The following is a 20,120-nucleotide window of genomic DNA, read 5'->3' as shown; positions in this document are numbered from 1 at the left end:
GTTGAAGGGGACGGATGTCTACCGCCGTGAATTCGACCGCCGACCAGCTCCACTCCGCCCTGTTCACCCTCGAGTCCGCGGGTGTCGACCTCGCGGATGACGTCGAGGTGGACGACATCGACGACGCCGTCGCCGACCACCCGGTTGTGTTCCCCACCCGCCCGTTCGCGGTGTTGGCGCAGGTAGCACAGTTGTCCGCCGCCGACGGGGATCCCCTGTTCGCCCTCGCCCGCCCCGGCTCCCTGGAAACCCGCGCTGCCCGCACCTGCACCGCCGCCGGCGTCGAGCTTTGGCGCCTCGCCGTCGTCCCCGACGCCAAAGGCTCCGCAGCCGGCTCCGCCCGGGTGCAGTTTTCCGAGTGGGACGTCGCCGACGTGCCCTTCGACGGCCCCTCCCCCTGCTTCGAGCTAGCCATCCTCGCCGCCATCGAGTCCCGCGCGCTGTAGCCCGGCACCGCTGGCGGCCCCTGGCGTCCCTGCCCGCAGACCCTGGGATCCAAAGCCTGGGATCGCGTAAAAATCGACCGATCCCAGGGTTTGCGAGCGCCGAAGCCCCGCCCTGGGCTAGATGCTTACTCCTAAACGCTTACTTCTCGACGAACCTCCGGCCGCGCCCGCCACCACACTCGAGAAGTAAGCATCCTGGGGTAAGCATCCTCGGCCGGGATGGGTTTGCAACGCGCCAGGTCGGCAACGGGAAAGACCCCGTCCCGGGAGTTCCGGGACGGGGTCCTAGTGTTGTGCGCCATGACGGGCTCGAACCGCCGACCTACTGGGTGTAAACCAGTTGCTCTTCCAGCTGAGCTAACGGCGCGCGTAGCAAGCAGAGTAGCAGAGCCCGCGCACGGAACGAAAAACCGGGGCGGGAACTGCGAAAACCGGTGGCTGGCCGAACCGGCGGGCGGCGGTCGGCGCTGGCCGAACCGACGGCAGCAGAACCCGGCCGGCTACCGGTTGCGGGGCGTGAGGCAGGAGCCCTGCCAGGCACCGAAGCGGTCCGCCTTCGTCTGGGTGAAGCCGGCGAGCTGGGCGGATTCGGCGATCTCGCTGGGCGGGACCACCCCGGCAGAGGAGGAGCCGGCGCCGGGGGTCATCAGCCAGATGCGGCCGCCGGGGCCGAGGCCGCGGGAGACGTCGACGAGATCGTCGACGAGGTCGCCGTCGCCGTCGCGGAACCAGAGGAGGATGGTGTCGCAGGGTTCGTCCACGTCTTCGTCGAGAAGCTCGGCCCCGATCGCATCCTCGATGGCTTCCGAGATGGCGGAATCCGCGTCCTCGTCCCAGCCGATCTCCTGCACAACATCACCCGGTTTTACCCCCAGGCGGGCTGCGTAGGTGTCCACTCCTGTGGCACTCAAATCTCCATGTCCTCCGTTTTTATCAAGATGTGGTTTGGGCGATAGCTTAACGTCGAGAAGCAAAGAATGCTGGCAAACCCGTGATTAGTCTCACCAAAGACCACCCGCTGTAAGAATGCACGCGCGCGAGCACGTATCCTTGGGGGCGTATTGCCCGACTGAAGCCAGGAGGTTGAAGTGGCCCAGAAAGAGACCAAAATGGAAGACGCTCGCGCGAAGACCGCGTCCGAGGTTGACACCAACATTCTCTCGCTGCGCGAAGGCGTAGCGTCCTACCTGCACGACGCGGACCCCGAGGAAACCCAGGAATGGATGGACTCCCTCGACGGGCTGCTCGAGGAATCCGACCCGGAGCGCGCCCGCTACCTCATGCTGCGCCTGATCGAGCGCGCAAACGCGAAGCGTGTGCCGCTGCCGGCGCTGTCCTCGACCGACCTGGTCAACACCATCCCCACCAAGCTCGAGCCGGAATTCCCGGGCGACGAGCAGATTGAGAAGCGCTACCGCCGCTGGATGCGCTGGAACGCCGCAGTGATGGTGCACCGCGCGCAGCGCCCCGGCATCGCCGTCGGCGGCCACATCTCCACCTACGCCTCCGCGGCGGCGCTCTACGAGGTCGGCTTCAACCACTTCTTCAAGGGCAAGGACGCACCGCAGGGCGGCGACCAGGTGTTCTTCCAGGGCCACGCCTCCCCCGGCATGTACGCCCGCGCCTTCATGGAAGGCCGCCTGAGCGAAGACGACATGGACGGCTTCCGCCAGGAGCACTCCCGCAAGCAGGGCGGCCTGCCGTCCTACCCGCACCCGCACGGCATGCCGGAATTCTGGGAGTTCCCCACCGTGTCCATGGGCCTGGGCCCGATGAACGCGATCTACCAGGCACGCTTTAACAAGTACCTGCAGGACCGCGGCATCAAGGACACCGACCAGCAGCACGTCTGGGCATTCCTCGGCGACGGCGAGATGGACGAGCCGGAATCCCGCGGCCTGATCCAGATGGCCTCCCTGTACGGCCTGGACAACCTCACCTTCGTGATCAACTGCAACCTGCAGCGTCTCGACGGCCCGGTGCGCGGCAACGGCCAGATCGTCCAGGAGCTGGAGAGCTTCTTCGTCGGCGCCGGCTGGAACGTGATCAAGGTCGTGTGGGGCCGCGAGTGGGACGAGCTGCTGGAGAAGGATGAGGACGGCGCACTCGTCCACATCATGAACACCACCAAGGACGGCGACTACCAGACCTTCAAGGCCAACGACGGCGCCTACGTCCGCGAGCACTTCTTCGGCCGCGACGAGCGCACCAAGAAACTCGTCGAGGACATGACCGACGAGGAAATCTGGAACCTGCGCCGCGGCGGCCACGACTACCGCAAGGTCTACGCCGCCTACAAGCGCGCCCTGGAAACCAAGGGCAAGCCGACCGTCATCCTCGCCCACACCGTCAAGGGCTACGGCCTCGGCCACAACTTCGAGGGCCGCAACGCCACCCACCAGATGAAGAAGCTGGCACTGGAGGACCTCAAGCTCTTCCGCGACAAGCAGCAGATCCCGATCTCCGACGAAGAGCTGGAGAAGGATCCGTACATGCCGCCGTACTACCACCCGGGCGAAGACGCCGAGGAGATCAAGTACCTCAAGGCCCGCCGCGAGGAACTCGGCGGCTACCTGCCGGAGCGTCGCGAAAACTACTCCCCGGTCGAGCTGCCCGAGTTTGAGAAGACCTTCAAGGCGCTATTCAAGGACTCTGGCAAGCAGGAAGTCGCCTCCACCATGGCGCTCGTGCGCACCTTCAAGGCGCTCATGCGCGACAAGGAGCTGGGCAAGCGCATCGTGCCGATCATCCCGGACGAGGCCCGCACCTTCGGCCTGGACTCCTGGTTCCCCACCCTGGGCATCTACAACCCGAACGGCCAGAACTACGTGCCGGTGGACCACGACCTGCAGCTGTCCTACAAGGAAGCCACCGACGGCCAGATCCTGCACGAGGGCATCAACGAGGACGGCTCTTCCGCCTCCTTCATCGCGGCGGCGACGTCCTACGCCACCCACGGCGAGCCGATGATCCCGATGTACATCTTCTACTCGATGTTCGGCTTCCAGCGCACCGGCGACAACTTCTGGGCTGCCGGCGACCAGATGGGCCGCGGCTTCATCATCGGCGCCACCGCCGGCCGCACCACCCTGTTCGGTGAGGGCCTGCAGCACATGGACGGCCACTCCCCGATCCTGGCCTCCACCAACCCGGCCGTCATCCCGTACGACCCGGCGTTCGCCTACGAGATGCCGTACATCATCTCCAAGGGCATCGAGCGCATGTACGGCCAGGGCGCCGGCAAGGACGAGAACGTGATGTACTACATCACCGTCTACAACCAGCCGCACCACCAGCCGGCACGCCCGGAGAACCTGGACGTGGAGGGCCTGCACAAGGGCATCTACCTCTACGACGAGGGCAAGGACCTGGACAACAAGGTCTCCCTGCTCGCCTCCGGCGTTGGCATGCAGCAGGCGCTGCGCGCGCAGGAAATCCTGCAGGAGCAGTACAACGTCGGCGCCGCGATCTACTCCGTGACCTCCTGGACCGAGCTCGCTCGCGAGGGCCAGGCCAAGGCCGCCGAGCAGCTGCTCAACCCGGGCGAAGAGGTCGAGGAGGCGTTTGCCACCAAGCAGCTGAAGCAGACCTCCGGGCCCTACATCGCGACCTCGGACTTCGCTTCCGACCTGCAGGAGCAGATCCGCGCCTACGTCCCGGGCCAGTACATCGTGCTCGGCGCCGACGGCTTCGGCTTCGCCGACACCCGCGAAGCCGCCCGCCGCTACTTCAACATCGACGCCGAGTCCATGGCCGTCGCCGCCCTCATGGGCCTGGCCAACGAGGGCAAGATCGACCGCTCCGTGGCTGCTCAGGCCGCCAAGGACCTGAAGATCGACGACCCGACCGCCACCGCCGCCAAGACCGACGGCGAGGACGTCGGCCCGGAGAACGCCGCTGAGTAGTTCTTTGGGTTAGGGCTTAGCGCTTAGCGACGAAGGGGCGTTCCCGGTTGCGGAACGCCCCTTTTCGTGTGCCTTTTTTTGGGGGGGGTGGGGCGGGTTTGGGGGTTTCGTGCGGGGTTTCCCTGACAGATTACGGCGGCCTTTTGCACTCACCTGGGCCGATGGGGTCCGACTGACAGATTTCGCCGCGAAGTGTCTGGATCGCGCGTCCTCGTCTACCGGCACGCCTGGATTTGTTCACTACGCGATGAATCAACCCACCCCTTTCGAACATCCGACCTGGGCAAAGTGAACAAACCACCGCTCAAACGAGGGGTTTGTTCACCTGCTAGCAGCAGCCGAGTGAACAAATTCTCGGGGTGGCCCGGCGCCCCCTACATCTTGGGCAGGAACTGCTGCAGCTGCGGCCACGCGAAGGCGGCGGCACCGACCAGCAGCGCCAGGACGCCAAATACGAGGCCGAGCTTCTGCGCCGTGGACGACCCACCTGAGTCCGCCCCAGTCTGCACCGGCGCGTCCGGCTCCGGCTCCGCCGCCGGGGGTTCCGGCAGCTCCACGCCGACACCGGTGTTGCTGATGCTGGTCCAGGTCCTACGCTTCGTCCCGTCCGCGAACGTGGTCACGACCTCGAAGTTTGCGCTGTCGTAAGAGTCGGTTGGCACCGTCGCAGTGATGGTGCCGGTCTTTTGGTCGATGCTCCAGTCCCAGCCCTGGCCGCCGGTGACCTCCCAATGAGCGTCCGTCGGCAGGTTCAGATCGAACTGGTTCTCCGGCGTCAGGTTCACGGTCTCGCCGGGGTCGGCGGTGACGCGCCCGACAAACTGGGGGTTGTAGTAGAACGCGTCGTCGGAGGTCAGCGTGATTTTCTGCGGGTACAGCTCGGTCGAGTCGTCCGGGAACTCCACCCGGACCCAGAACTCAATGACGTTCTCCCCCGGCTGCGGGGGTTCGCCCTTTGTGTAGTTGTTCAGGCGGACGGCGAGGGGGCCGTCGGTAAGCTCGCGCTCCCCGTTGAACAGCTGCGCCTTCTTCTGCAGCGTGTCCTCGCCGGTCTGCTTCCATCTCGTCCCCTCCGGCACGCCGAGGAGCTCGTACTCGATGGTTTCGGTGTACCCGTCGCTCGGGATGAATTGCACGTGCCGAGCCTTCGGATCGAAGTGCGGCGAATACTCGTCGGACATCGCGGCGGAGGCGGCGGGCGCGAGCAGGCCGGCGGCGACGACGACCACGGCCGGAAGTGCGAAGCGTTGCATGCGCTTATCATAACGGCATGGAACTTTCGCAGCGGTTGGACCTTGGCGGCCTGCTCGCCGACGACACAGACGCCCAAGACAAGGCGGAGGCGCGCGGCACGTTTGCGCGCATCGCGGAGCTCGTCGAAGACGTCTCCGGCGTCGATATTGAGCCCGGTACGAGGTTGGACGGGAGCGGGGTTTCGTCGTTAAGCCGCATTGAGCTCGCGGTTCGCATCGAGGAAGCATTTGGAGTGCCTATCGACGAGCACGTGTACGCCCAATGCACCACCGCCCAGGATCTCGCCGACTATGTGGAGGAGCACAAGTGATTTCGTATTTGACCGACATGGACGGCGTGCTGCACCGCGAGGGCGAGATCATCCCCGGCGCGAAGGAGTTCATCGGCGCGCTGCGCAGCGAAGACATCGACTTTATGGTTCTGACTAACAACTCGATCCAGACCCCGCGCGACCTGTCCGCGAAGCTTATGCGCATGGGCCTGGACATCGAGCCGGAGCGCATCTGGACCTCCGCCACGGCGACGGCGAAGTTTTTGTCGCAGCAGGCGGGCGCGGCGTCCGCGTACGTCATCGGGGAAGCTGGCCTGACCACGGCGCTGCACGAAATCGGCTGGATCCTCACCGACGCCGACCCCGACTTTGTCGTGCTGGGCGAGACTCGCACCTACTCGTTTGAGGCGTTGACCACCGCGTCGAACCTGATCCGCAACGGCTCGCGGTTCATCGCCACCAACCCGGATCTGACCGGCCCGGGGCCCGCGGGTGTGGTGCCGGCGACCGGGTCCGTGGCGGCCATGATCACCGCCGTGACCGGTATGGAGCCGTACTACGTGGGCAAACCGAACCCGGTGATGATGCGCTCGGCGCTCAACAACATCGGCGCGCACTCCGAGAACACGGTGATGATCGGCGACCGCATGGACACCGACGTCAAGGCCGGCCTCGAGGCAGGCATGCGGACCGTGCTGGTGCGCACGGGCATCGCCGACGACTCCGAGATAGCCAAATACCCCTTCCGCCCCACCGCGGTGCTGGATTCCGTGGCGGACCTGGTGGAGCGGATCTGGGATCCGTTCGACGACGGGTTCTACACCGAAAGCGACAACTAATAATCGCAGTCTACGGCGCGAGTTGGCGCGCCCTATTGACGAGCTTCACTGACAGCCGCGAAGTCTGTTTAACCTGAACTTCGCTTAGGCCGACGTCGCTGTAATTGGCCATCGTCTTGTTTTGTAGCACCGTGTTCAAAGCCTTCGCGGCTTCCTTTTCTCCAGACAACTCGAGCATGCGCACCGCTTCGAAGTGATCAGCAGAACGGTTGTATTCACCGGTCAGCGCTCCGCAAATCACGTCGCCAGCGCCTATCGCTGCGTTGATGTAGTTGGAAATCACTGCGTTTGCGCCGAACTCACCCTCGGCGAACTGCGCCAGTTCCAAATGCTCTTCGACCCGAAGCATCCGCTTGCGAAGAACTGCATCACTAGCTTGTGCGGTCTTTCCTTTGCCCGCTCGCGGTGTCACGAATCCCCCTCAGAATCCCCCATACGTGTTGCGGGTTACCGTATATGGTTTTGCCCTCGTCCACAATGTTGTCGAGGATTGCGCCTGGATGGTCTTGGTCCGCCGTCCACACCACGACGTTGGCGGACGCCCCCGTCCAGGCCTCTACCTGGCGCGACAGCTCATATACTCCGTTTTCCACCTGCACTGCCGCCGACTCGCTGTCCACTAAAATGAGCAGGTCGATGTCACTGGAATCCCCCATCTCGCCCCGGGCTGCCGAGCCAAAGAGGACGCATCCCGCCACGTCTGCTGGCCACGCTTCCACGCACTGCGCAATGCGGGAATGAAGCTCCGCTGTTGCGTGAGCGATGTCCTGAATTGGCCTAGCCAGCAGGTGCTGTTGGTTCAAGGAGTAGCCCCTCGCCTGCCCCAACACCCGCTCGTGGATGACCCCACCCTGAGCGAGCCGTTCCAAACTGCGGCGAACGCTGGAAAGCGACGGACCCGCCGCGAGACCGTGAACCTGCTGGGCAGTGAGCTCCACCGGCGCCCGGCCGAGCGCGAGCAGCACCGCCGCATCTGCGTCGGAGCAGATGGCAGTAAACGGGTTCTGAAGCTTCATAGTGTCAATTTTGACACGCGTGTGTCATTTTTGAAACACCCGCGTCAAAACTGACACGGCCGAGCAGGCCCCGGGCTACACCGCCGAGTCGGAGCCGGCAACGTAGAAGCGCTGGTGGTTGACAAACTCGTCCATGCCCAGCGGGCCCAGCTCGCGGCCCAAACCGGACGCCTTCACGCCGCCGAACGGCAGCTCGGCGCCGCGCGCCTGCGGGATGTTCACGTGGATCATGCCGGTGTCGACCTTCGCCGCGACCTTCTTGGCGCGCTCGGCGTCCTCGGACATCACCGCGCCGCCGAGGCCGTAGCGGGAATCGTTGGCCAGCTCGATCGCCTCTTCCTCGGAGGAAACCTTGTACACCTCGGCCACGGGCCCGAAGAACTCCTCGTAGTAGGAGTCGGAGCCGACCGGGATGTCGGTGATCACGGCCGGGGTGATGTAGGCGCCCTTGCCGGTGACCTCGCCACCGACGCGCAGGTTCGCGCCCTCTTCCACGGCCAGGCGCAGTTGCTGCGCGAGCAGCTCCGCGGCGTCGCGGGAGGACAGCGGGTAGAACTCCTTGCCCTCGCCGGGGTTGAGCGGGTCGCCTTCGCTATACGACGACGCAAGGTCCACCAGCGCCTGCACAAACTCGTCGTAAATGTCCTCCATGACGATAATGCGCTTGTTGGACGTGCAGGCCTGGCCGACGTTGCCGATGCGCTTGTTCCACGCGGTCTCCGCGGCGGCCTTGACGTCGGAGGCGTCCAACACCACGTAGGCGTCGGTGCCTCCGAGCTCGAGCACGCACTTCTTCAGCGCCTGGCCGGCCTGCGAGGCGATGGTGCGGCCGGCGCGCTCGGAACCGGTGAGGGACACGCCCTGCACGCGGTCGTCGTTGATCAGCGTGGAGACCTGAGAGTGCTTGGCGTACAGGTTCGTGTACAGGCCCTTCGGCGCGCCCGCCTCGTCGAAGATCTTCTCAATCGCGGCCGCGGAGCGCGGGCAGATCTCGGCGTGCTTGACCATCACCGCGTTGCCGGCCATCAGCGCGGGTGCTGCGAAGCGTGCGACCTGGTAGTACGGGAAGTTCCACGGCATGATGCCCAGGATCACGCCGAGCGGGACCTTGCGCATCACGGAGGTGCCGCCGCGCTGGTTCGGGATCTCCTCGTCGGCGCCGAACTCCGCGCCGTTGTCGGCGTAGTAGTTGAAAATCTCGACGACGTCGTCGATCTCGCCGTCGCCTTCCTTGACCGACTTGCCCATCTCTTCTGCGATGATGCGGGTGAGCTCGGCGCGCTGCTCGTCGAAAAGCTTCGCTACCTTGCGAAGGACCTCCGCGCGCTCCTCGAAGCTCTTCTCGCGCCACTGCTTGAACGTGTCGTTTGCGGTGGTCAGGGCGGTTTCAAGCTCGTCGTCGGTGATGAAGTCGAAGGACTCAACGATCTCGTTGTTTTTCGGGTTTTGCACGCGGTATTTAGTAGACATGTGGCCCATCGTAGGAGCGTGGCGTGAGGCTCGCCACAAAATTTTTCTCCCGCGAAAGCCGGTCCATGGCCTGCGCAAACGGCTCGATCTCCTCGTGCGTGGCGTAAATCGTCTCGCGGCACGAGTACGTGCGGTCCGCGCGCCGCTGCCAGCGGGTGAACCAGATTTCGCCGGGCGCGCCGTCGGGAAGCAGAAGCATTTGCTTCTCGACGCTCCGCCGTTCCCGCACCCCCATCCCCTCAACGCAGAATGTCCACGCGAGTCGGGTGCGCGGGGCGCGGCAGGTGGGTGCGGCCAGTGTTGTCGTCATTGGTGGGGACCCTTCTTGCGGGCGCCTGGTGGCGGCGGCCCGCATCGGTGGCGGCACACTCCGACCCCGGTGACTAGGCGGGATCTTGTGCCGCGGCGGGTGCCGGCAGCTACTGCCGCGCGCCCCGGCCCGGTGACTAGGCGGGCCCGGCGCGCGGCGGAGTGTGAGACGAGAGGTTCGTCTTCCCCAACGGCCTCTGATTTCTCTCGGCCGATATTGCTTCACACGAGTTGACTCGAGCAACCCTCAACCGCTGGTTGATCCCCCTATTTGCTCGAGCTTCGGTTGAGGTTGAGGGGACGGGAAACTCAGGCTGTTGTAAGGTTTTTGCATGTCAAAAACACCAGGCGCTCAATGGCTTTCGGCCGACCTTCACTTACATACCCCTGGCACCAAGGTGAAGGATAGGTACTCGGCCAAAGACATCCCATCAGATTTTCTTCCCGACGTCGAAGACCGCGAACGAATTGACCAATTTTTCGTGGAAACCATCAAGGCTCACCCTTGCGACATTTTAGGGCTAACAGATTACTTCAGCATTGAAAACTTTTCACGCTTCAAAGCGTTGCTCAGCGACAGCGATAAAGTTCTACTCCCAAATGTGGAGCTCAGAATTCCGAATGATGTTGGACAGGGCTACATCAACCTGCATTTACTGTTTTCAGAGAAGGTAGAATGCGACCACGTTAGGGAAATCTTAAATGGCCTGCCTTGTCACCATCAATCTGCCAGAACGCTCAGAAACGTCCCCGACCACGAGCTAAGTTCCGTAACTATTAAGGTCGATGACATCGTCGATGCACTCTGGAAAGAGTTCGGAGACGATTACCGCCAGAGCGTGCTCCTCGGGGTCCCCTTCAGAAGCGACGGCATGTTCGATCCGGGGATGAGAAAGGGCCAATCGGCTCGTGATGAAACCCAAACCTTGTCGATCCTCGAACACGTCGATTTCTTTTTCGGCAACGACAACGACGAGCAAATTCTCGACCAGATCGATTGGGAGCGACTAAAGCCAGAAAGAGGCAGGGGCAACCAAAAAAACGCCGACTATCTGAAGCTTGTCGCCACGCGCTCAAAGTTCCCGCGCCCAGTATTCCAAGGGTCAGATGCGCATTGTTTCCAATCACTCGAAAACTTCACCTCAACAAAGCCAAAAACTTGGCTGAGAGGAAAGCGATCTTTCTCTGCAGTTCACCAATCAACAATCGAACCAAAAACAAGATGCAAAATTGACGCAACGAGTCCAGATAGAAAAGATTCCAGGTATTTAATCGAATCGATCTCATTCCAATCCGACAACGTCTTCCCCAAAAAAGTGAGATTTAATCCTGGCTTGAATGCGGTCATTGGTCCCCGTAGCTCCGGCAAATCGACGTTACTAGCTCATGTAGCAAATGCAATCGACGCGGATGCAACTTTGGAGGCCCAGATAAAAGCTCAACCCGAGAAATCTGAAAAGGATCACGGCCCTGCGGAAGGTATAAGCTGGTCTGAACAAGCTAAGACAATTTCAGCCTCGGTCCACTGGAAGGACCAAGAAAAAGATGGTGAAGCCGACCAGATAGAACGGAAAGTTTTCTACATTCCCCAAAACTATCTTTTCAGAATTTCGTCCAGTGATGCTCTCAACAACTTGCTGGGTCGCCAAATTGAAGCCTCCCCTCCTTTGGCTCAGGTGCGCCAGCTAGTCGAAAAGGAATACTCCGCTCTCAGGTCGCGGGTTGTCGAGCTGTCTGCTAAGGCTTTTAGCCTCGCGAGCAGGATGGAAACACTCAATGAGACGCTGGACAACCTTGGCGACCCAGTAGAAATCAAGAACTCGTTAGCTGTCGCCACTAAGAATTACGATCAGTTAGTCAGCCAGCTCAACTCCCCGACCGCACTAATTGCCACCGGGAAGATGGAGTTTGAAAAGCAAATTGAACGAGCGAATGACAGCCTGGCAGCAAGCGCCAAGCGGATTTCCACTCCAAATACCGAAGAGTTAACACAGGAGATTCTAGCGAGTGCCATCCCTTCAGCAGAAGGTGCCGATGACGAGTTGGTGCAGTATCTCAGAAATTCTCTAAACGAAACGGTAAGGACTTTCGTTGAAGACCTAGCAAGCCAAATAGAACAGCATAAGGAACATGTCCTGAACCTTTCTCAGCGATTCCTGTCGGCACTCTCGACCGCTAACGTCGATGCAGGCTACCCTGATGAATACGAGAAAGTTCTAAAAAGCCGTACGAATCAGCTACTTGCGCTGGAGGCCGACCTTAAGGAACAGCAAAGACGGTCTACTAGGTTAGAAGAAGTCACCAGCGCCAAAAACTCCTCGGCCAAGAATCTCAAGGACTGCGTTAAAGAGATACACCACGCGTTGGATACGTGGGAAAGTGAAACCCACAAATTCATTAATCGCGTTCGGAACGCCAGCGCTAAAACTGAAGGGCCTTACGAGATTTTCGTCGAATTCGAACATCCAACTGAGCCACTGAATCAAACAAAGGATAAATTCCTCGAAAGAGGACAGGACCCGACAATTGCAGGGATCCTAACCTCCCTTGACGGTCCCCTACCGAGCATCAGTTCTTTGGAGGAGCTTGTCATTGGCCTCGTGACCAAGAAGGCGCGACTTCGCTCAAAAGCTGGCGACTCTTCCGCAATTTTCGGTGAACTGTGCTCGAATCTTCTGAAAGTTCCTGCCTACGGTTGCAAGTACGAAGGGGATCGAATTGGTGGTGCCAAGCCAACCACAATGACCGCAGGAAAACGATCACTTTTTGCACTTTCTGTTCTGCTTAACGTAGATCCGTCCCCCTGGCCACTGCTCCTCGATCAGCCAGAAGACGACCTCGATTCGCGATCCATCTATTCCACCATCGCCCCATTTTTGCGCGAAGCCAGTCTGAAGCGCCAAATAATTATGGTTACTCACAACGCTAATCTGGTCGTCGGAGCAGATTCTGACTTGGTTATTGCGGTAAACCGCGCAAGCCAAGAATTTCCTAACGGGCCCCAGATGCAGGTGTTCGATTTCCAATCCGGCTCTCTTGAAGGCCAGGAATACAAAATGAGCACCAAATCGCCTTATTTCCTGCGAAGCCGCAGTATGGAGCAGCATATCTGCGACATCGTGGACGGCGGTGCCGAAGCTTTTAGGAAACGAGCCACCAGATATAAAATTTCGCCTACGTCAAGTTAGACGGCCCCGGCTACAGCAGCCGCACCGCCAGCACGCCGAGGAAGATCACCACGAGGCCGACCAGGCGCGTCGCCGTCAGCGGGTTCTTCCGCGCGCCGAACGCCCCGCGCGCCTCCAGCGCCTGGCCCGCGGCGATGGTGCCGGCGTTGAAGGCGATCACGGTCGTGGCGGTGCCCAGCAGCGGGGACAGGGTCGCGCCGGAGATCACGAAGGTCGCGCCGACTAGGCCGCCGACCCACATCCACCACGGCCCCGGCTCCGGACGCCGCACCAGCTGGCGCGGGCTGGTCACCAGCACCGCCACCAGCAGCAACAGCGCGCCGACGGCCAGGTTGATCTCGCCGGCGTGCAGCGACGACCCGGCGATGGTGCCCAGGTAGCCGTTCACCGCAGTCTGTACCGCAGACCCCACGCCGACCAAGACGCCGAGCGCGCGGAACAGCCAGAGTTCGAGGCCGGTCGCGTCGCCGTCGATAGGCGGCCGCTTGCCCGCACGCAGCACCACAACGATGCCAGCCAGCACCACCAACGCCCCCACCACACGCATCCACGTCACCGGCAGCACGGGCGCGCCGAACAGGCCGAAGCGGTCGATGCACATGCCCATCACCACCTGCCCCAGAATCGGCAGGACCACGGTCTGCACCGCCCCAAGACGCGGGAACAGCAGGATGTTGCCCAGCACGAAGCACACGCCCATCGCGCCGCCAAGCCAGACCCACCAGGGTGCGCTCGTACCGTCGTCGAACTGCGGCACAGGGTTGCCCTGCAACACGGTCGTCGCGACGATGGCTACCAGCAGCGCCACCGTGAACGACACCAGCGCCGACACCACCGGCTTGTTGCCCACGCTCAATCGCAGGCGCGAGTTCGCCGCGGTCTGGATCGGAATCAGCCCGCCTACCGCGAGCGCCACAAGCAACAGCATGCGCCGATCTTCTCACGACGAGCGCGCCGCCACCGAAGGGCATTCCGATAGTGCATTTCGGGACTGTATGACTCCTGTAATACGATAGCCATGCAGCGATTCCACAGGAATCTCCATTCGTCTTATAAGGATCAGTATGTCAACTGCATATCCGGGCCCCGTGGGCGGCACCAACAACAAGCCCGAGAATCCGGCCACGCTCGCTGAACAGGGCAACCAGCCCTACACAACTCCGCCAGCAGACGGCCCATCCCCGAAAGCCAAGGACCGAAATGTTATCGGCATCATCGGATTGGTGTGCGCGGTACTAGGCACCATCCTGTCGTGCATCCCCGGTATCCTCCTCGCAGGTTGGATTTTGCTGCCGATTGCTTTCATTCTCGGACTAGTCGGTCTCTTCCCAAAGGACAAGGCTAAAGGCACTGCCATCGCCGCTGTGATCATCTCGATCGTCGGAACGATCGTCGCTGCCGTCGTGTTTGCTTTCGTGGTGGACAGCGCAATTGACGACACGTTCAACAAGGAGACCACGGTCTCGAACAACAGCGACAATTCCAATGACGCATCCGACCAGCCGGCTAACCAGGCGTCTGATGCTGCTGACGGCTCTACCCGCGAGAACCCACTTCCGATCGGAAGCACCATTTCGTCCGATGAATGGGAAGTGACGATCAACAGCGTCGACCTTGACGCGACCGATGCGATCCTGGCCGAGAACGAGTTCAACGAGGTTCCTGCAGACGGTCAGACCTACGTCTTGGCCAACGTCACCGCTAAGTACACCGGCGACGATCCTCAGGGCTCGAGCCCGTGGGTAAGCGTCGCGTACGTGAGCCCCCAGGGAAACACGGTTCAAAGCTTTGATGCGCCGGTAATCACTCCGGACGCTTTCGACCTCGGGAACACCCTTTACAAGGACGCAAGCACCACCGGAAACCTGGTCTTCTTGGTGGACAAAGCTACTGCTAACGAGGGCGTTTTGTCGGTTGAACCGGATCCCTTCTCACGCAAGCGTTTCGTTTCGGTGAACTAGAACGAAACTTAAAAACTCTTATGGGCAGGCGCAGAATGCGCCTGCTTTTCTTTTCTTCAGCATGCGCCGATCTTCTCACGCCGAGCGCGCGGCCACTTCCCCGGCTACACTCCGAAGGCGTACAGGGGGATCTACCAAGGGGGAATACTCATGAACGCAAATACGCTCGGCACGATTGGGGCGCTTGTCGCTTTCGCCGGGACGATTCTGGCGATGAGCTCGGGCACAAAACTCGTCGGCATCGTGCTGCTGGGAACGGCGCTGACAATGGGCGTGGTCGGTCTCGCGCAGGTCCGTTCGGAGCCGCGCCGTCAGCACCACCCGACGCCCGGTCGCGCCCCGAGGCTTGCGGTCGTCCTCGCGCTCGTCGGCATCGGGGTGAATTCCATCCCGTCGGTGCAGGCTGCGCTCGCGGAGATTGAAAGCCACGAGATCACCGACGAGCAGTGGCGCCAGTTGCAAAAAGACCTGTCCGGACACAGGCGATTGACCAGGCAGAACTAGTTGCCGGGCGCGATTCGACGCCCTGCGCTAGGCTCGCCAGCAAGTCCAAAACAAGGGGGGATTATGACTACTGCATTTCCGTTTGCTCCAACACCAGCACCAGCGCCAAAGCCTTCGCCTATCGACGCCTCCGGTGACAACCTCATCGGCATCATCGGCGTCGCCAGCGCAGGCCTCGGCACGCTGCTTTCTTTCTCCGCCACCACCGCCGCCTTCGGCGCGCCGCTGGTCCAGGCCGGGTTCATCCTCGGGGTGGTCGGACTGTTCCCGCAGGGCGCGAAGAAGTTGTGGCCGGCCGTGGCGTTGGTGACCGCGATCCTCGGCACCGCGCTAAGCGTGATGCTGGTGCAACACCAGGTGGCCTCGCAGTTCGACAGCTCCACGGCGGAGTTCACGGAGCTGGAGCGCCAGTTCGAGCAGCTCGACCAGCGCTACAGCCCGTACTCGGATCCGCTGCCCGGGGCGGGCGCGGCGAACGGTTGGCCCGCGCCGAACGGCTACTTCAACCCGTAGGCGCGGTACAGCGCGGCGATGAACTCCTCGTGGGTGATGTCGCCGTCGACGGCGGCGAGCTCGTCGCGCACGTCCTTGCGCGTCGGCGCGGAAATCAGCGTCGGGTTGGCGGTGCGCTGCCGGTACGCAACGGGCGGAAGCTTGCCGCCGACCCGGTGCTTCATCCGGGTGAAATAGTTATCCACCGGCGCGAGCGCCTCCACGCCCGGCACCGACCAATCCAGCCAGTACGCGGCCACACCGAGCGCGATGCCGACCAGCGCGGAAACGGCCAGGCCCACCGACTGCCAGCCGAGGTCGTAGAAGAGCTGCACGCTTATCGACGCCACCATCGCCGGGACCACGTACAACTGGCGATCAATGAGAATGTTGGGAATCTGCCCAATCATCATCTCGCGGATGACCATCCCGCCGGTGGCGGTGAGCACACCCATGAGGATGCAGCCGAACCACGTGACGTCGGCACGCAGCGCTGTGACCGTGCCGGTGACCGCCCACACGCCCACGATGACCATGTCGCCGTGGAAGCGGAACAACTCCCACGCGCGGCCCTCGATGGACAGCGCGAACGCCACCAGCGAGCCGACGAGCGCCGTGCCGATGTACCACGGGTTCTGCAGCGCCGACGCCGGGGTGGAGCCGATCAGGGCGTCGCGGATCATGCCGCCCGCCATGCCGGAGATGATGGAGATGACCATGAACCCGACGGCGTCGAAACGCATCCGCCTGGCCACCAGACCGCCCATCAAAGCGTTGAGGAACACGCCGATCAGATCCATCACGGCAAACGAAAAACCCACAGGGGTGAGCACGTTGTCGAAGTACATGCGCGCCATCGTAGGAGGGTTCGCGCCACTGCGGGGCCGGTTTAGGTCTTGGCCTCCGTGCGCTCCTGCACCTCGTTCTGCAGCATCACGCGCAGCGCCTGGATCAGCTGCTCGTCCGAGGCGCTCTCCAGCGCGTTGCGCACCTCTTTGCCGGACTCGGCCGGGCGTCGCGAGTCGGTGTTCACGCCCAGCGCCTCGCCGATCTTCTCCTCCAGCGGACGCTCAATGCGCTTGGTCTGAAACGCCGAGAACTTGTCTCCGCCGAAGTACACCGCAAACGCAAACAGCGGCGCGGCGATCGCGGCGGCCAGCATGCCCTCCCACACCAGGTCGAAGCGGTTGAGCACCAGCATGATCACCGACGCGATGATCGCCGGGAACACCGTCATCTTCTGACTGGTAAACAGTGACGGCACCTGCCGCAACGCAATGTCGCGCGCGAGGGTGCCGCCGGTTGCGGTGATCACGGCGAGCAGCACGCACGGCACCCAGCTCAGCTCGGCGTTCAGCGCCTTGATGGTGCCGCCGACCGCCCACACGCCGATCGTGACCACGTCCGCGTAGAACCGGAAGTTCTCCCAGAGTTTGCCACGCAGGGGCGCAAAGTACGCGATCAGCCCGCCGATCGTGGCGGTGATCAGGTAGCCGGGGTTGGTCAGGGCGGCGGCGGGGCCGTCGTTAAGTATGGCGTCGCGCATGAGGCCGCCGCTCAGCGACGAAATCAACGCTACAAACGCGAACCCCACAATGTCGAAGTTCATCCGCTTGGCCACGGTCCCGCCGATCGTGGCCGCCAACAACACACCGGTGTACTCGAGGACAAAGTAAAGAGTGCCCACGTCATCAGAAAAGTCCATGGGCGCCAAGGCTAGCTTTCCGGGTTGGGTCGGCGACTGGGTGGCTGGTGGGTGGTCGGTGTGGGGTTGCTCCACATGGCATAAACCGGCTACCTAGGACCGGTTACCAGCTGAATTTTCGCAGGGTAACCGGTTCCAGGTAGCCGGTTTTACGGGGCGGGAGGCATGCCTCAGCCCAGGCGCTCGACGGCGTCGACGACGAGGTCCCAGAACCGGTCCACGTCTAGGCGCGTCGCCACCGAGGTGTTGCAGGCCGCGTCGGCAGCGGCATCAGACGCACCAGCCGCGACCCCACCAGGCACGCCGGACGCGAGCGCCGCGCCGAACGCGCGCAGGTCCGCCACGGTGCGCCCGCGCGTCAGCGTGCCCGCGAGCTCCACCGACACCGGCACAGACACGGTCTCGACCACCGACGGGTCGATGACGTAGGCTACGGCACACGGGTCGTGGACGGGCGGGTTGTCAAAGCCCTGGGCGTCCTTGTAGTTGGCGCGGAAGGCGTCCACAAGCGCGGCCAGGAAGTCGCCGCTGGCGGTGCCCAACGCGCGGAAACGGTCCTGCACCTCAGGAGTGGCAAGCGCCTGGTGCGTCAGATCCAGCCCGACCATGACCACCGGCCAGTCCTCGCCGAACACGATCGCGGCGGCTTCCGGGTCGACGGCGATGTTGAACTCCGCCGACGGCGAGAAGTTGCCGGCTCCGTACGCGCCGCCCATCAGCACGACCTCGCGCACCCGCGACACAATCCGCGGCTCCAGGCGCGCCGCCAAGGCGATGTTGGTCAGCGGCCCGGTGGGCACCAGGGTCACGGTCCCCGGCTCTTCGCGCATCAGCGTATCGACGATCCACTGCACCGCCCCGATCTCCCCCACCGGAACAGCAGGTTCCGGAAGGTCGAAGCCGTGGATTTCCATGCCGGTGTCGCCGTGGATGTCTTCGGCCGTGATGACGTCGTTTAGCAAAGGCCTCGTCACCCCGCGAAAGACGGGGACATCGCGCAAACCGGCGACCGTAAGCACCTGCTGCGCGTTGCGCGTGACGTGGTCGATGGTGTGGTTGCCGCCGACGGTGGTCAGGCCCAGCAGCTCGATGTCCGGGTTGCCGGCGGCGAGCAGGATGGCGACGGCGTCGTCGTGGCCGGGGTCACAGTCCAGGATGATTTTACGCACGGGCAGCCAGGTCCTCTGCGGCGATCGTGTCCGACACCGACGACGGCTTCGGGATGAGGAAGGACGCCGCGAACGCGCAGCCCAGCAGGATCGCACCGGCGATCATGCCGGCGCGGTAGCTGCCGTCGGTGGCGGTGAACACGGCGAAGATGATGGTGAACGACAGGCCGGCGCCCAGATTGAACGCGCCGCCGTTGAGCCCCGGCAGGTAGCCCTGGTTGTGCTTCGGCGCCAGCACGACGCCGAGCGAGCCGAGCATGATGTTGCCCATGCCGGCGTAGGTGATGCCAGCGAGCAGCGACATCGCCAGCAGCATGCCGTGGGTGGCGTTGCCCACGACGACCAGGCCGAACAGCACAGACAGCGCCGCACCCGCGATGCCGATCTGCAGGATGATCTTGTAGCCCACGCGGCCCGCGAGCCAGCCGGAGATCGGGCCCATGGCCAGGCCGGCCAGGGCGTACGGGGTCAGGGTCCACCAGGACACGACGCCGGCGGACATGCCCGGGCCGGCCGCCGGGTCCTGTGCGAGGTTGGGCACCAGGCCGTTCATCACCGCAAACACGCCGGTCATGGTCAGCGTGGTGGTCAGCAGCAGCGCCCAGGTGCGGCGCTGGGACAGCAGGTCGGTGGACATCAGCGGGTGCGGGCTGGACTTCTCGGTGCGCCAGAACCACACCAGGGACGCGCCGCCGACGACCAGCAGGAGGATCACCATGAACCAGTTCGCCGCGGCGAGCTCGCCGGCCATGTTCAGGGCGGTCAGCACCGCGGCCGCACCGATGACCAGGCCGACAACGCCCTTCCAGTCCATGGGCTGGAGCTGGTCGGACTTGGTCTCCGGCACGCCGTACTGCACGGCGAACACGGCGATCAGCGCGGCGGCGCCGATGACCCAGAAGAGGGAGCGGAAACCGAAGGCGTCGGTAAGCCAGCCGCCCAAAATCGCGTCAATGCCGGCGATACCGCCGTTGACCGAGGTGAGGATGCCCACCAGGAACGCGAACTGCTTCTCCTCGCGCACCGCCTGACGCAGCATCACCGACGTCAGCGCGACGGTCGGGCCGGAGACGCCCTGGATCACGCGGCCGATGAACAGCATGGTCACGTTGGTGGCCAGCGCGGCGACAACGGAGCCGATGACCGTGCCGATCATCATCCACACCAGCACCTTGCGACGCCCAATCAGGTCACCCCAGCGCGGCATGAACAGCGCAAACACGGCCGCCGCGGTGAAGAACGCCGTCTGCGTCATGCCGATCTGCGCGGTGGTGGCGTTGAGGTCCATCTCCATCGTGTGCAGCGCCGGCGCGAGCATGGAGGCGTTGAGCTGGAACGCGAAAACGGCGACCAGCAGCGCCGTCATCAGGGGCACGACCTGGTTGGTCGGCAGCTTCTGCCCCGCTGCTGGTAGCGGGGTGTTTGTCGTAGTCATGCGTGCAGTTTAAAACACTGCGCGCCGCGCGCCTACACGAAAAAGGCGGCGGCTACACCCGAAATGCGGGGGCATTTTGCCTATCGACGCCCACCTGGCCGCCGCACCCTACCCCCAGCACGTTTGCGGGCGGGCAATGTGTCCGATTGAGTCGCG

At 63.1% G+C, this 20,120-nt stretch carries 19 protein-coding genes and 1 tRNA gene; 8 read left to right on the top strand and 12 right to left on the bottom strand.

From position 1 onward, the window contains the following. Positions 1 to 14: 14 nt before the first annotated feature. Entirely contained in the window at positions 15 to 446 is a 432-nt protein-coding gene (locus tag HMPREF3151_RS03580; RefSeq protein ID WP_070473563.1) for a hypothetical protein, read from the top strand. 294 nt (positions 447 to 740) lie between these two features. Here HMPREF3151_RS03580 and HMPREF3151_RS03575 read toward each other — a convergent pair. Then, positions 741 to 813 (bottom strand) — tRNA-Val (locus tag HMPREF3151_RS03575). Between the two features lie 133 nt (positions 814 to 946). Continuing rightward, positions 947 to 1,357 carry a DUF3052 domain-containing protein gene (locus HMPREF3151_RS03570; RefSeq protein ID WP_070473561.1) on the bottom strand — a complete coding sequence of 137 codons (411 nt, stop codon included), beginning with the start codon at positions 1,355 to 1,357 and terminating at the stop codon, positions 947 to 949. Between the two features lie 198 nt (positions 1,358 to 1,555). On the opposite strand from HMPREF3151_RS03570, the gene aceE reads away from it, so the two are divergent. After that, positions 1,556 to 4,351 (top strand): pyruvate dehydrogenase (acetyl-transferring), homodimeric type, encoded by a 2,796-nt coding sequence (gene aceE / locus HMPREF3151_RS03565; RefSeq protein WP_070473559.1) that lies wholly within the window; start codon positions 1,556 to 1,558, stop codon positions 4,349 to 4,351. A gap of 374 nt (positions 4,352 to 4,725) precedes the next feature. Here aceE and HMPREF3151_RS11990 read toward each other — a convergent pair whose 3' ends face one another. After that, entirely contained in the window at positions 4,726 to 5,604 is an 879-nt protein-coding gene (locus HMPREF3151_RS11990; RefSeq protein WP_070473557.1) for a Rib/alpha-like domain-containing protein, read from the bottom strand. A 17-nt stretch (positions 5,605 to 5,621) separates the two neighbouring features. On the opposite strand from HMPREF3151_RS11990, the gene HMPREF3151_RS03555 reads away from it, so the two are divergent. After that, positions 5,622 to 5,915 carry an acyl carrier protein gene (locus HMPREF3151_RS03555; RefSeq protein ID WP_070473556.1) on the top strand — a complete coding sequence of 98 codons (294 nt, stop codon included), beginning with the start codon at positions 5,622 to 5,624 and terminating at the stop codon, positions 5,913 to 5,915. Beyond that, on the top strand, positions 5,867 to 6,715 hold the full coding sequence (locus HMPREF3151_RS03550; protein WP_210383710.1) for an HAD-IIA family hydrolase: 849 nt from the start codon (positions 5,867 to 5,869) through the stop codon (positions 6,713 to 6,715). The genes HMPREF3151_RS03555 and HMPREF3151_RS03550 overlap by 49 nt, the downstream gene beginning before the upstream one ends. A 10-nt stretch (positions 6,716 to 6,725) precedes the next feature. Here HMPREF3151_RS03550 and HMPREF3151_RS03545 read toward each other — a convergent pair whose 3' ends face one another. The 4 genes from HMPREF3151_RS03545 to HMPREF3151_RS03530 all read right to left on the bottom strand — a co-directional run bounded on the left by HMPREF3151_RS03545 (position 6,726) and on the right by HMPREF3151_RS03530 (position 9,511). Beyond that, positions 6,726 to 7,127, bottom strand: coding sequence for a hypothetical protein (locus HMPREF3151_RS03545; RefSeq protein ID WP_141741302.1), 402 nt, complete (start codon positions 7,125 to 7,127; stop codon positions 6,726 to 6,728). Next, complete coding sequence (locus HMPREF3151_RS03540) at positions 7,087 to 7,731, bottom strand: nucleotidyltransferase domain-containing protein (protein ID WP_070473549.1); 645 nt, start codon at positions 7,729 to 7,731, stop codon at positions 7,087 to 7,089. Before HMPREF3151_RS03540 ends, HMPREF3151_RS03545 begins: the two co-directional genes overlap by 41 nt. A 75-nt stretch (positions 7,732 to 7,806) precedes the next feature. Continuing rightward, positions 7,807 to 9,201, bottom strand: coding sequence for an NAD-dependent succinate-semialdehyde dehydrogenase (locus HMPREF3151_RS03535; RefSeq protein ID WP_070473608.1), 1,395 nt, complete (start codon positions 9,199 to 9,201; stop codon positions 7,807 to 7,809). Continuing rightward, positions 9,191 to 9,511 carry a hypothetical protein gene (locus HMPREF3151_RS03530; RefSeq protein ID WP_141741301.1) on the bottom strand — a complete coding sequence of 107 codons (321 nt, stop codon included), beginning with the start codon at positions 9,509 to 9,511 and terminating at the stop codon, positions 9,191 to 9,193. The genes HMPREF3151_RS03535 and HMPREF3151_RS03530 overlap by 11 nt, the downstream gene beginning before the upstream one ends. Positions 9,512 to 9,842: 331 nt before the next feature. Here HMPREF3151_RS03530 and HMPREF3151_RS11780 point away from each other — a divergent pair, with 331 nt between their 5' ends. Beyond that, a complete protein-coding gene (locus HMPREF3151_RS11780) occupies positions 9,843 to 12,698 on the top strand; it encodes a TrlF family AAA-like ATPase (protein ID WP_141741300.1) in 2,856 nt (951 codons plus the stop codon). 10 nt (positions 12,699 to 12,708) lie between these two features. Here the strand turns inward: HMPREF3151_RS11780 and HMPREF3151_RS03515 are convergent, their stop codons facing one another. Continuing rightward, positions 12,709 to 13,626, bottom strand: coding sequence for a DMT family transporter (locus HMPREF3151_RS03515; RefSeq protein ID WP_070473541.1), 918 nt, complete (start codon positions 13,624 to 13,626; stop codon positions 12,709 to 12,711). Positions 13,627 to 13,786: 160 nt separating this feature from the next. Here HMPREF3151_RS03515 and HMPREF3151_RS03510 point away from each other — a divergent pair, with 160 nt between their 5' ends. The 3 genes from HMPREF3151_RS03510 to HMPREF3151_RS03500 all read left to right on the top strand — a co-directional run bounded on the left by HMPREF3151_RS03510 (position 13,787) and on the right by HMPREF3151_RS03500 (position 15,676). Continuing rightward, the gene (locus tag HMPREF3151_RS03510) at positions 13,787 to 14,659 is read left to right on the top strand and encodes a DUF4352 domain-containing protein (protein ID WP_210383709.1); all 873 of its coding nucleotides are present in this window, start codon (positions 13,787 to 13,789) and stop codon (positions 14,657 to 14,659) included. A gap of 150 nt (positions 14,660 to 14,809) precedes the next feature. Beyond that, positions 14,810 to 15,163, top strand: coding sequence for a hypothetical protein (locus HMPREF3151_RS03505; RefSeq protein ID WP_070473539.1), 354 nt, complete (start codon positions 14,810 to 14,812; stop codon positions 15,161 to 15,163). Positions 15,164 to 15,226: 63 nt separating this feature from the next. Continuing rightward, entirely contained in the window at positions 15,227 to 15,676 is a 450-nt protein-coding gene (locus HMPREF3151_RS03500) for a hypothetical protein (RefSeq protein ID WP_070473537.1), read from the top strand. On the opposite strand, the gene HMPREF3151_RS03495 is transcribed toward HMPREF3151_RS03500, so the two are convergent. From HMPREF3151_RS03495 to HMPREF3151_RS03480, 4 genes are all read right to left on the bottom strand, one after another. Continuing rightward, complete coding sequence (locus tag HMPREF3151_RS03495) at positions 15,661 to 16,503, bottom strand: trimeric intracellular cation channel family protein (protein ID WP_070473605.1); 843 nt, start codon at positions 16,501 to 16,503, stop codon at positions 15,661 to 15,663. The two genes, HMPREF3151_RS03500 and HMPREF3151_RS03495, sit on opposite strands and share 16 nt — an antisense overlap. A gap of 41 nt (positions 16,504 to 16,544) precedes the next feature. Next, positions 16,545 to 17,360, bottom strand: a complete 816-nt coding sequence (locus HMPREF3151_RS03490) for a trimeric intracellular cation channel family protein (RefSeq protein WP_070473535.1) — start codon at positions 17,358 to 17,360, stop codon at positions 16,545 to 16,547. 170 nt (positions 17,361 to 17,530) lie between these two features. Beyond that, positions 17,531 to 18,529, bottom strand: a complete 999-nt coding sequence (locus HMPREF3151_RS03485) for a uridine-preferring nucleoside hydrolase UriH (RefSeq protein WP_070473533.1) — start codon at positions 18,527 to 18,529, stop codon at positions 17,531 to 17,533. Continuing rightward, positions 18,522 to 19,964, bottom strand: a complete 1,443-nt coding sequence (locus HMPREF3151_RS03480; RefSeq protein WP_070473531.1) for a uridine transporter UriT — start codon at positions 19,962 to 19,964, stop codon at positions 18,522 to 18,524. Before HMPREF3151_RS03480 ends, HMPREF3151_RS03485 begins: the two co-directional genes overlap by 8 nt. Positions 19,965 to 20,120: the final 156 nt, after the last annotated feature.

It is taken from the genome of Corynebacterium sp. HMSC05H05 (assembly GCF_001807265.1).
Classification (GTDB): domain Bacteria; phylum Actinomycetota; class Actinomycetes; order Mycobacteriales; family Mycobacteriaceae; genus Corynebacterium.
The sequence above is the reverse complement of the archived record's forward strand: the minus strand, read 5'-3'. Positions and strand labels throughout refer to the sequence as shown.

Bases quoted from the DNA above. Each gene is read 5' to 3' on its own strand.
- HMPREF3151_RS03490 (WP_070473535.1), bottom strand. From the start codon at position 17,360: ATGGACTTTTCTGATGACGTGGGCACTCTTTACTTTGTCCTCGAGTAC.
- HMPREF3151_RS03500 (WP_070473537.1), top strand. From the start codon at position 15,227: ATGACTACTGCATTTCCGTTTGCTCCAACACCAGCACCAGCGCCAAAG.
- HMPREF3151_RS03515 (WP_070473541.1), bottom strand. From the start codon at position 13,626: ATGCTGTTGCTTGTGGCGCTCGCGGTAGGCGGGCTGATTCCGATCCAG.
- aceE (WP_070473559.1), top strand. From the start codon at position 1,556: ATGGAAGACGCTCGCGCGAAGACCGCGTCCGAGGTTGACACCAACATT.
- HMPREF3151_RS03480 (WP_070473531.1), bottom strand. From the start codon at position 19,964: ATGACTACGACAAACACCCCGCTACCAGCAGCGGGGCAGAAGCTGCCG.
- HMPREF3151_RS03535 (WP_070473608.1), bottom strand. From the start codon at position 9,201: ATGTCTACTAAATACCGCGTGCAAAACCCGAAAAACAACGAGATCGTT.
- HMPREF3151_RS03530 (WP_141741301.1), bottom strand. From the start codon at position 9,511: ATGACGACAACACTGGCCGCACCCACCTGCCGCGCCCCGCGCACCCGA.
- HMPREF3151_RS03580 (WP_070473563.1), top strand. From the start codon at position 15: ATGTCTACCGCCGTGAATTCGACCGCCGACCAGCTCCACTCCGCCCTG.
- HMPREF3151_RS03540 (WP_070473549.1), bottom strand. From the start codon at position 7,731: ATGAAGCTTCAGAACCCGTTTACTGCCATCTGCTCCGACGCAGATGCG.
- HMPREF3151_RS03505 (WP_070473539.1), top strand. From the start codon at position 14,810: ATGAACGCAAATACGCTCGGCACGATTGGGGCGCTTGTCGCTTTCGCC.
- HMPREF3151_RS03495 (WP_070473605.1), bottom strand. From the start codon at position 16,503: ATGTACTTCGACAACGTGCTCACCCCTGTGGGTTTTTCGTTTGCCGTG.
- HMPREF3151_RS03555 (WP_070473556.1), top strand. From the start codon at position 5,622: ATGGAACTTTCGCAGCGGTTGGACCTTGGCGGCCTGCTCGCCGACGAC.
- HMPREF3151_RS11990 (WP_070473557.1), bottom strand. From the start codon at position 5,604: ATGCAACGCTTCGCACTTCCGGCCGTGGTCGTCGTCGCCGCCGGCCTG.
- HMPREF3151_RS11780 (WP_141741300.1), top strand. From the start codon at position 9,843: ATGTCAAAAACACCAGGCGCTCAATGGCTTTCGGCCGACCTTCACTTA.
- HMPREF3151_RS03550 (WP_210383710.1), top strand. From the start codon at position 5,867: ATGCACCACCGCCCAGGATCTCGCCGACTATGTGGAGGAGCACAAGTG.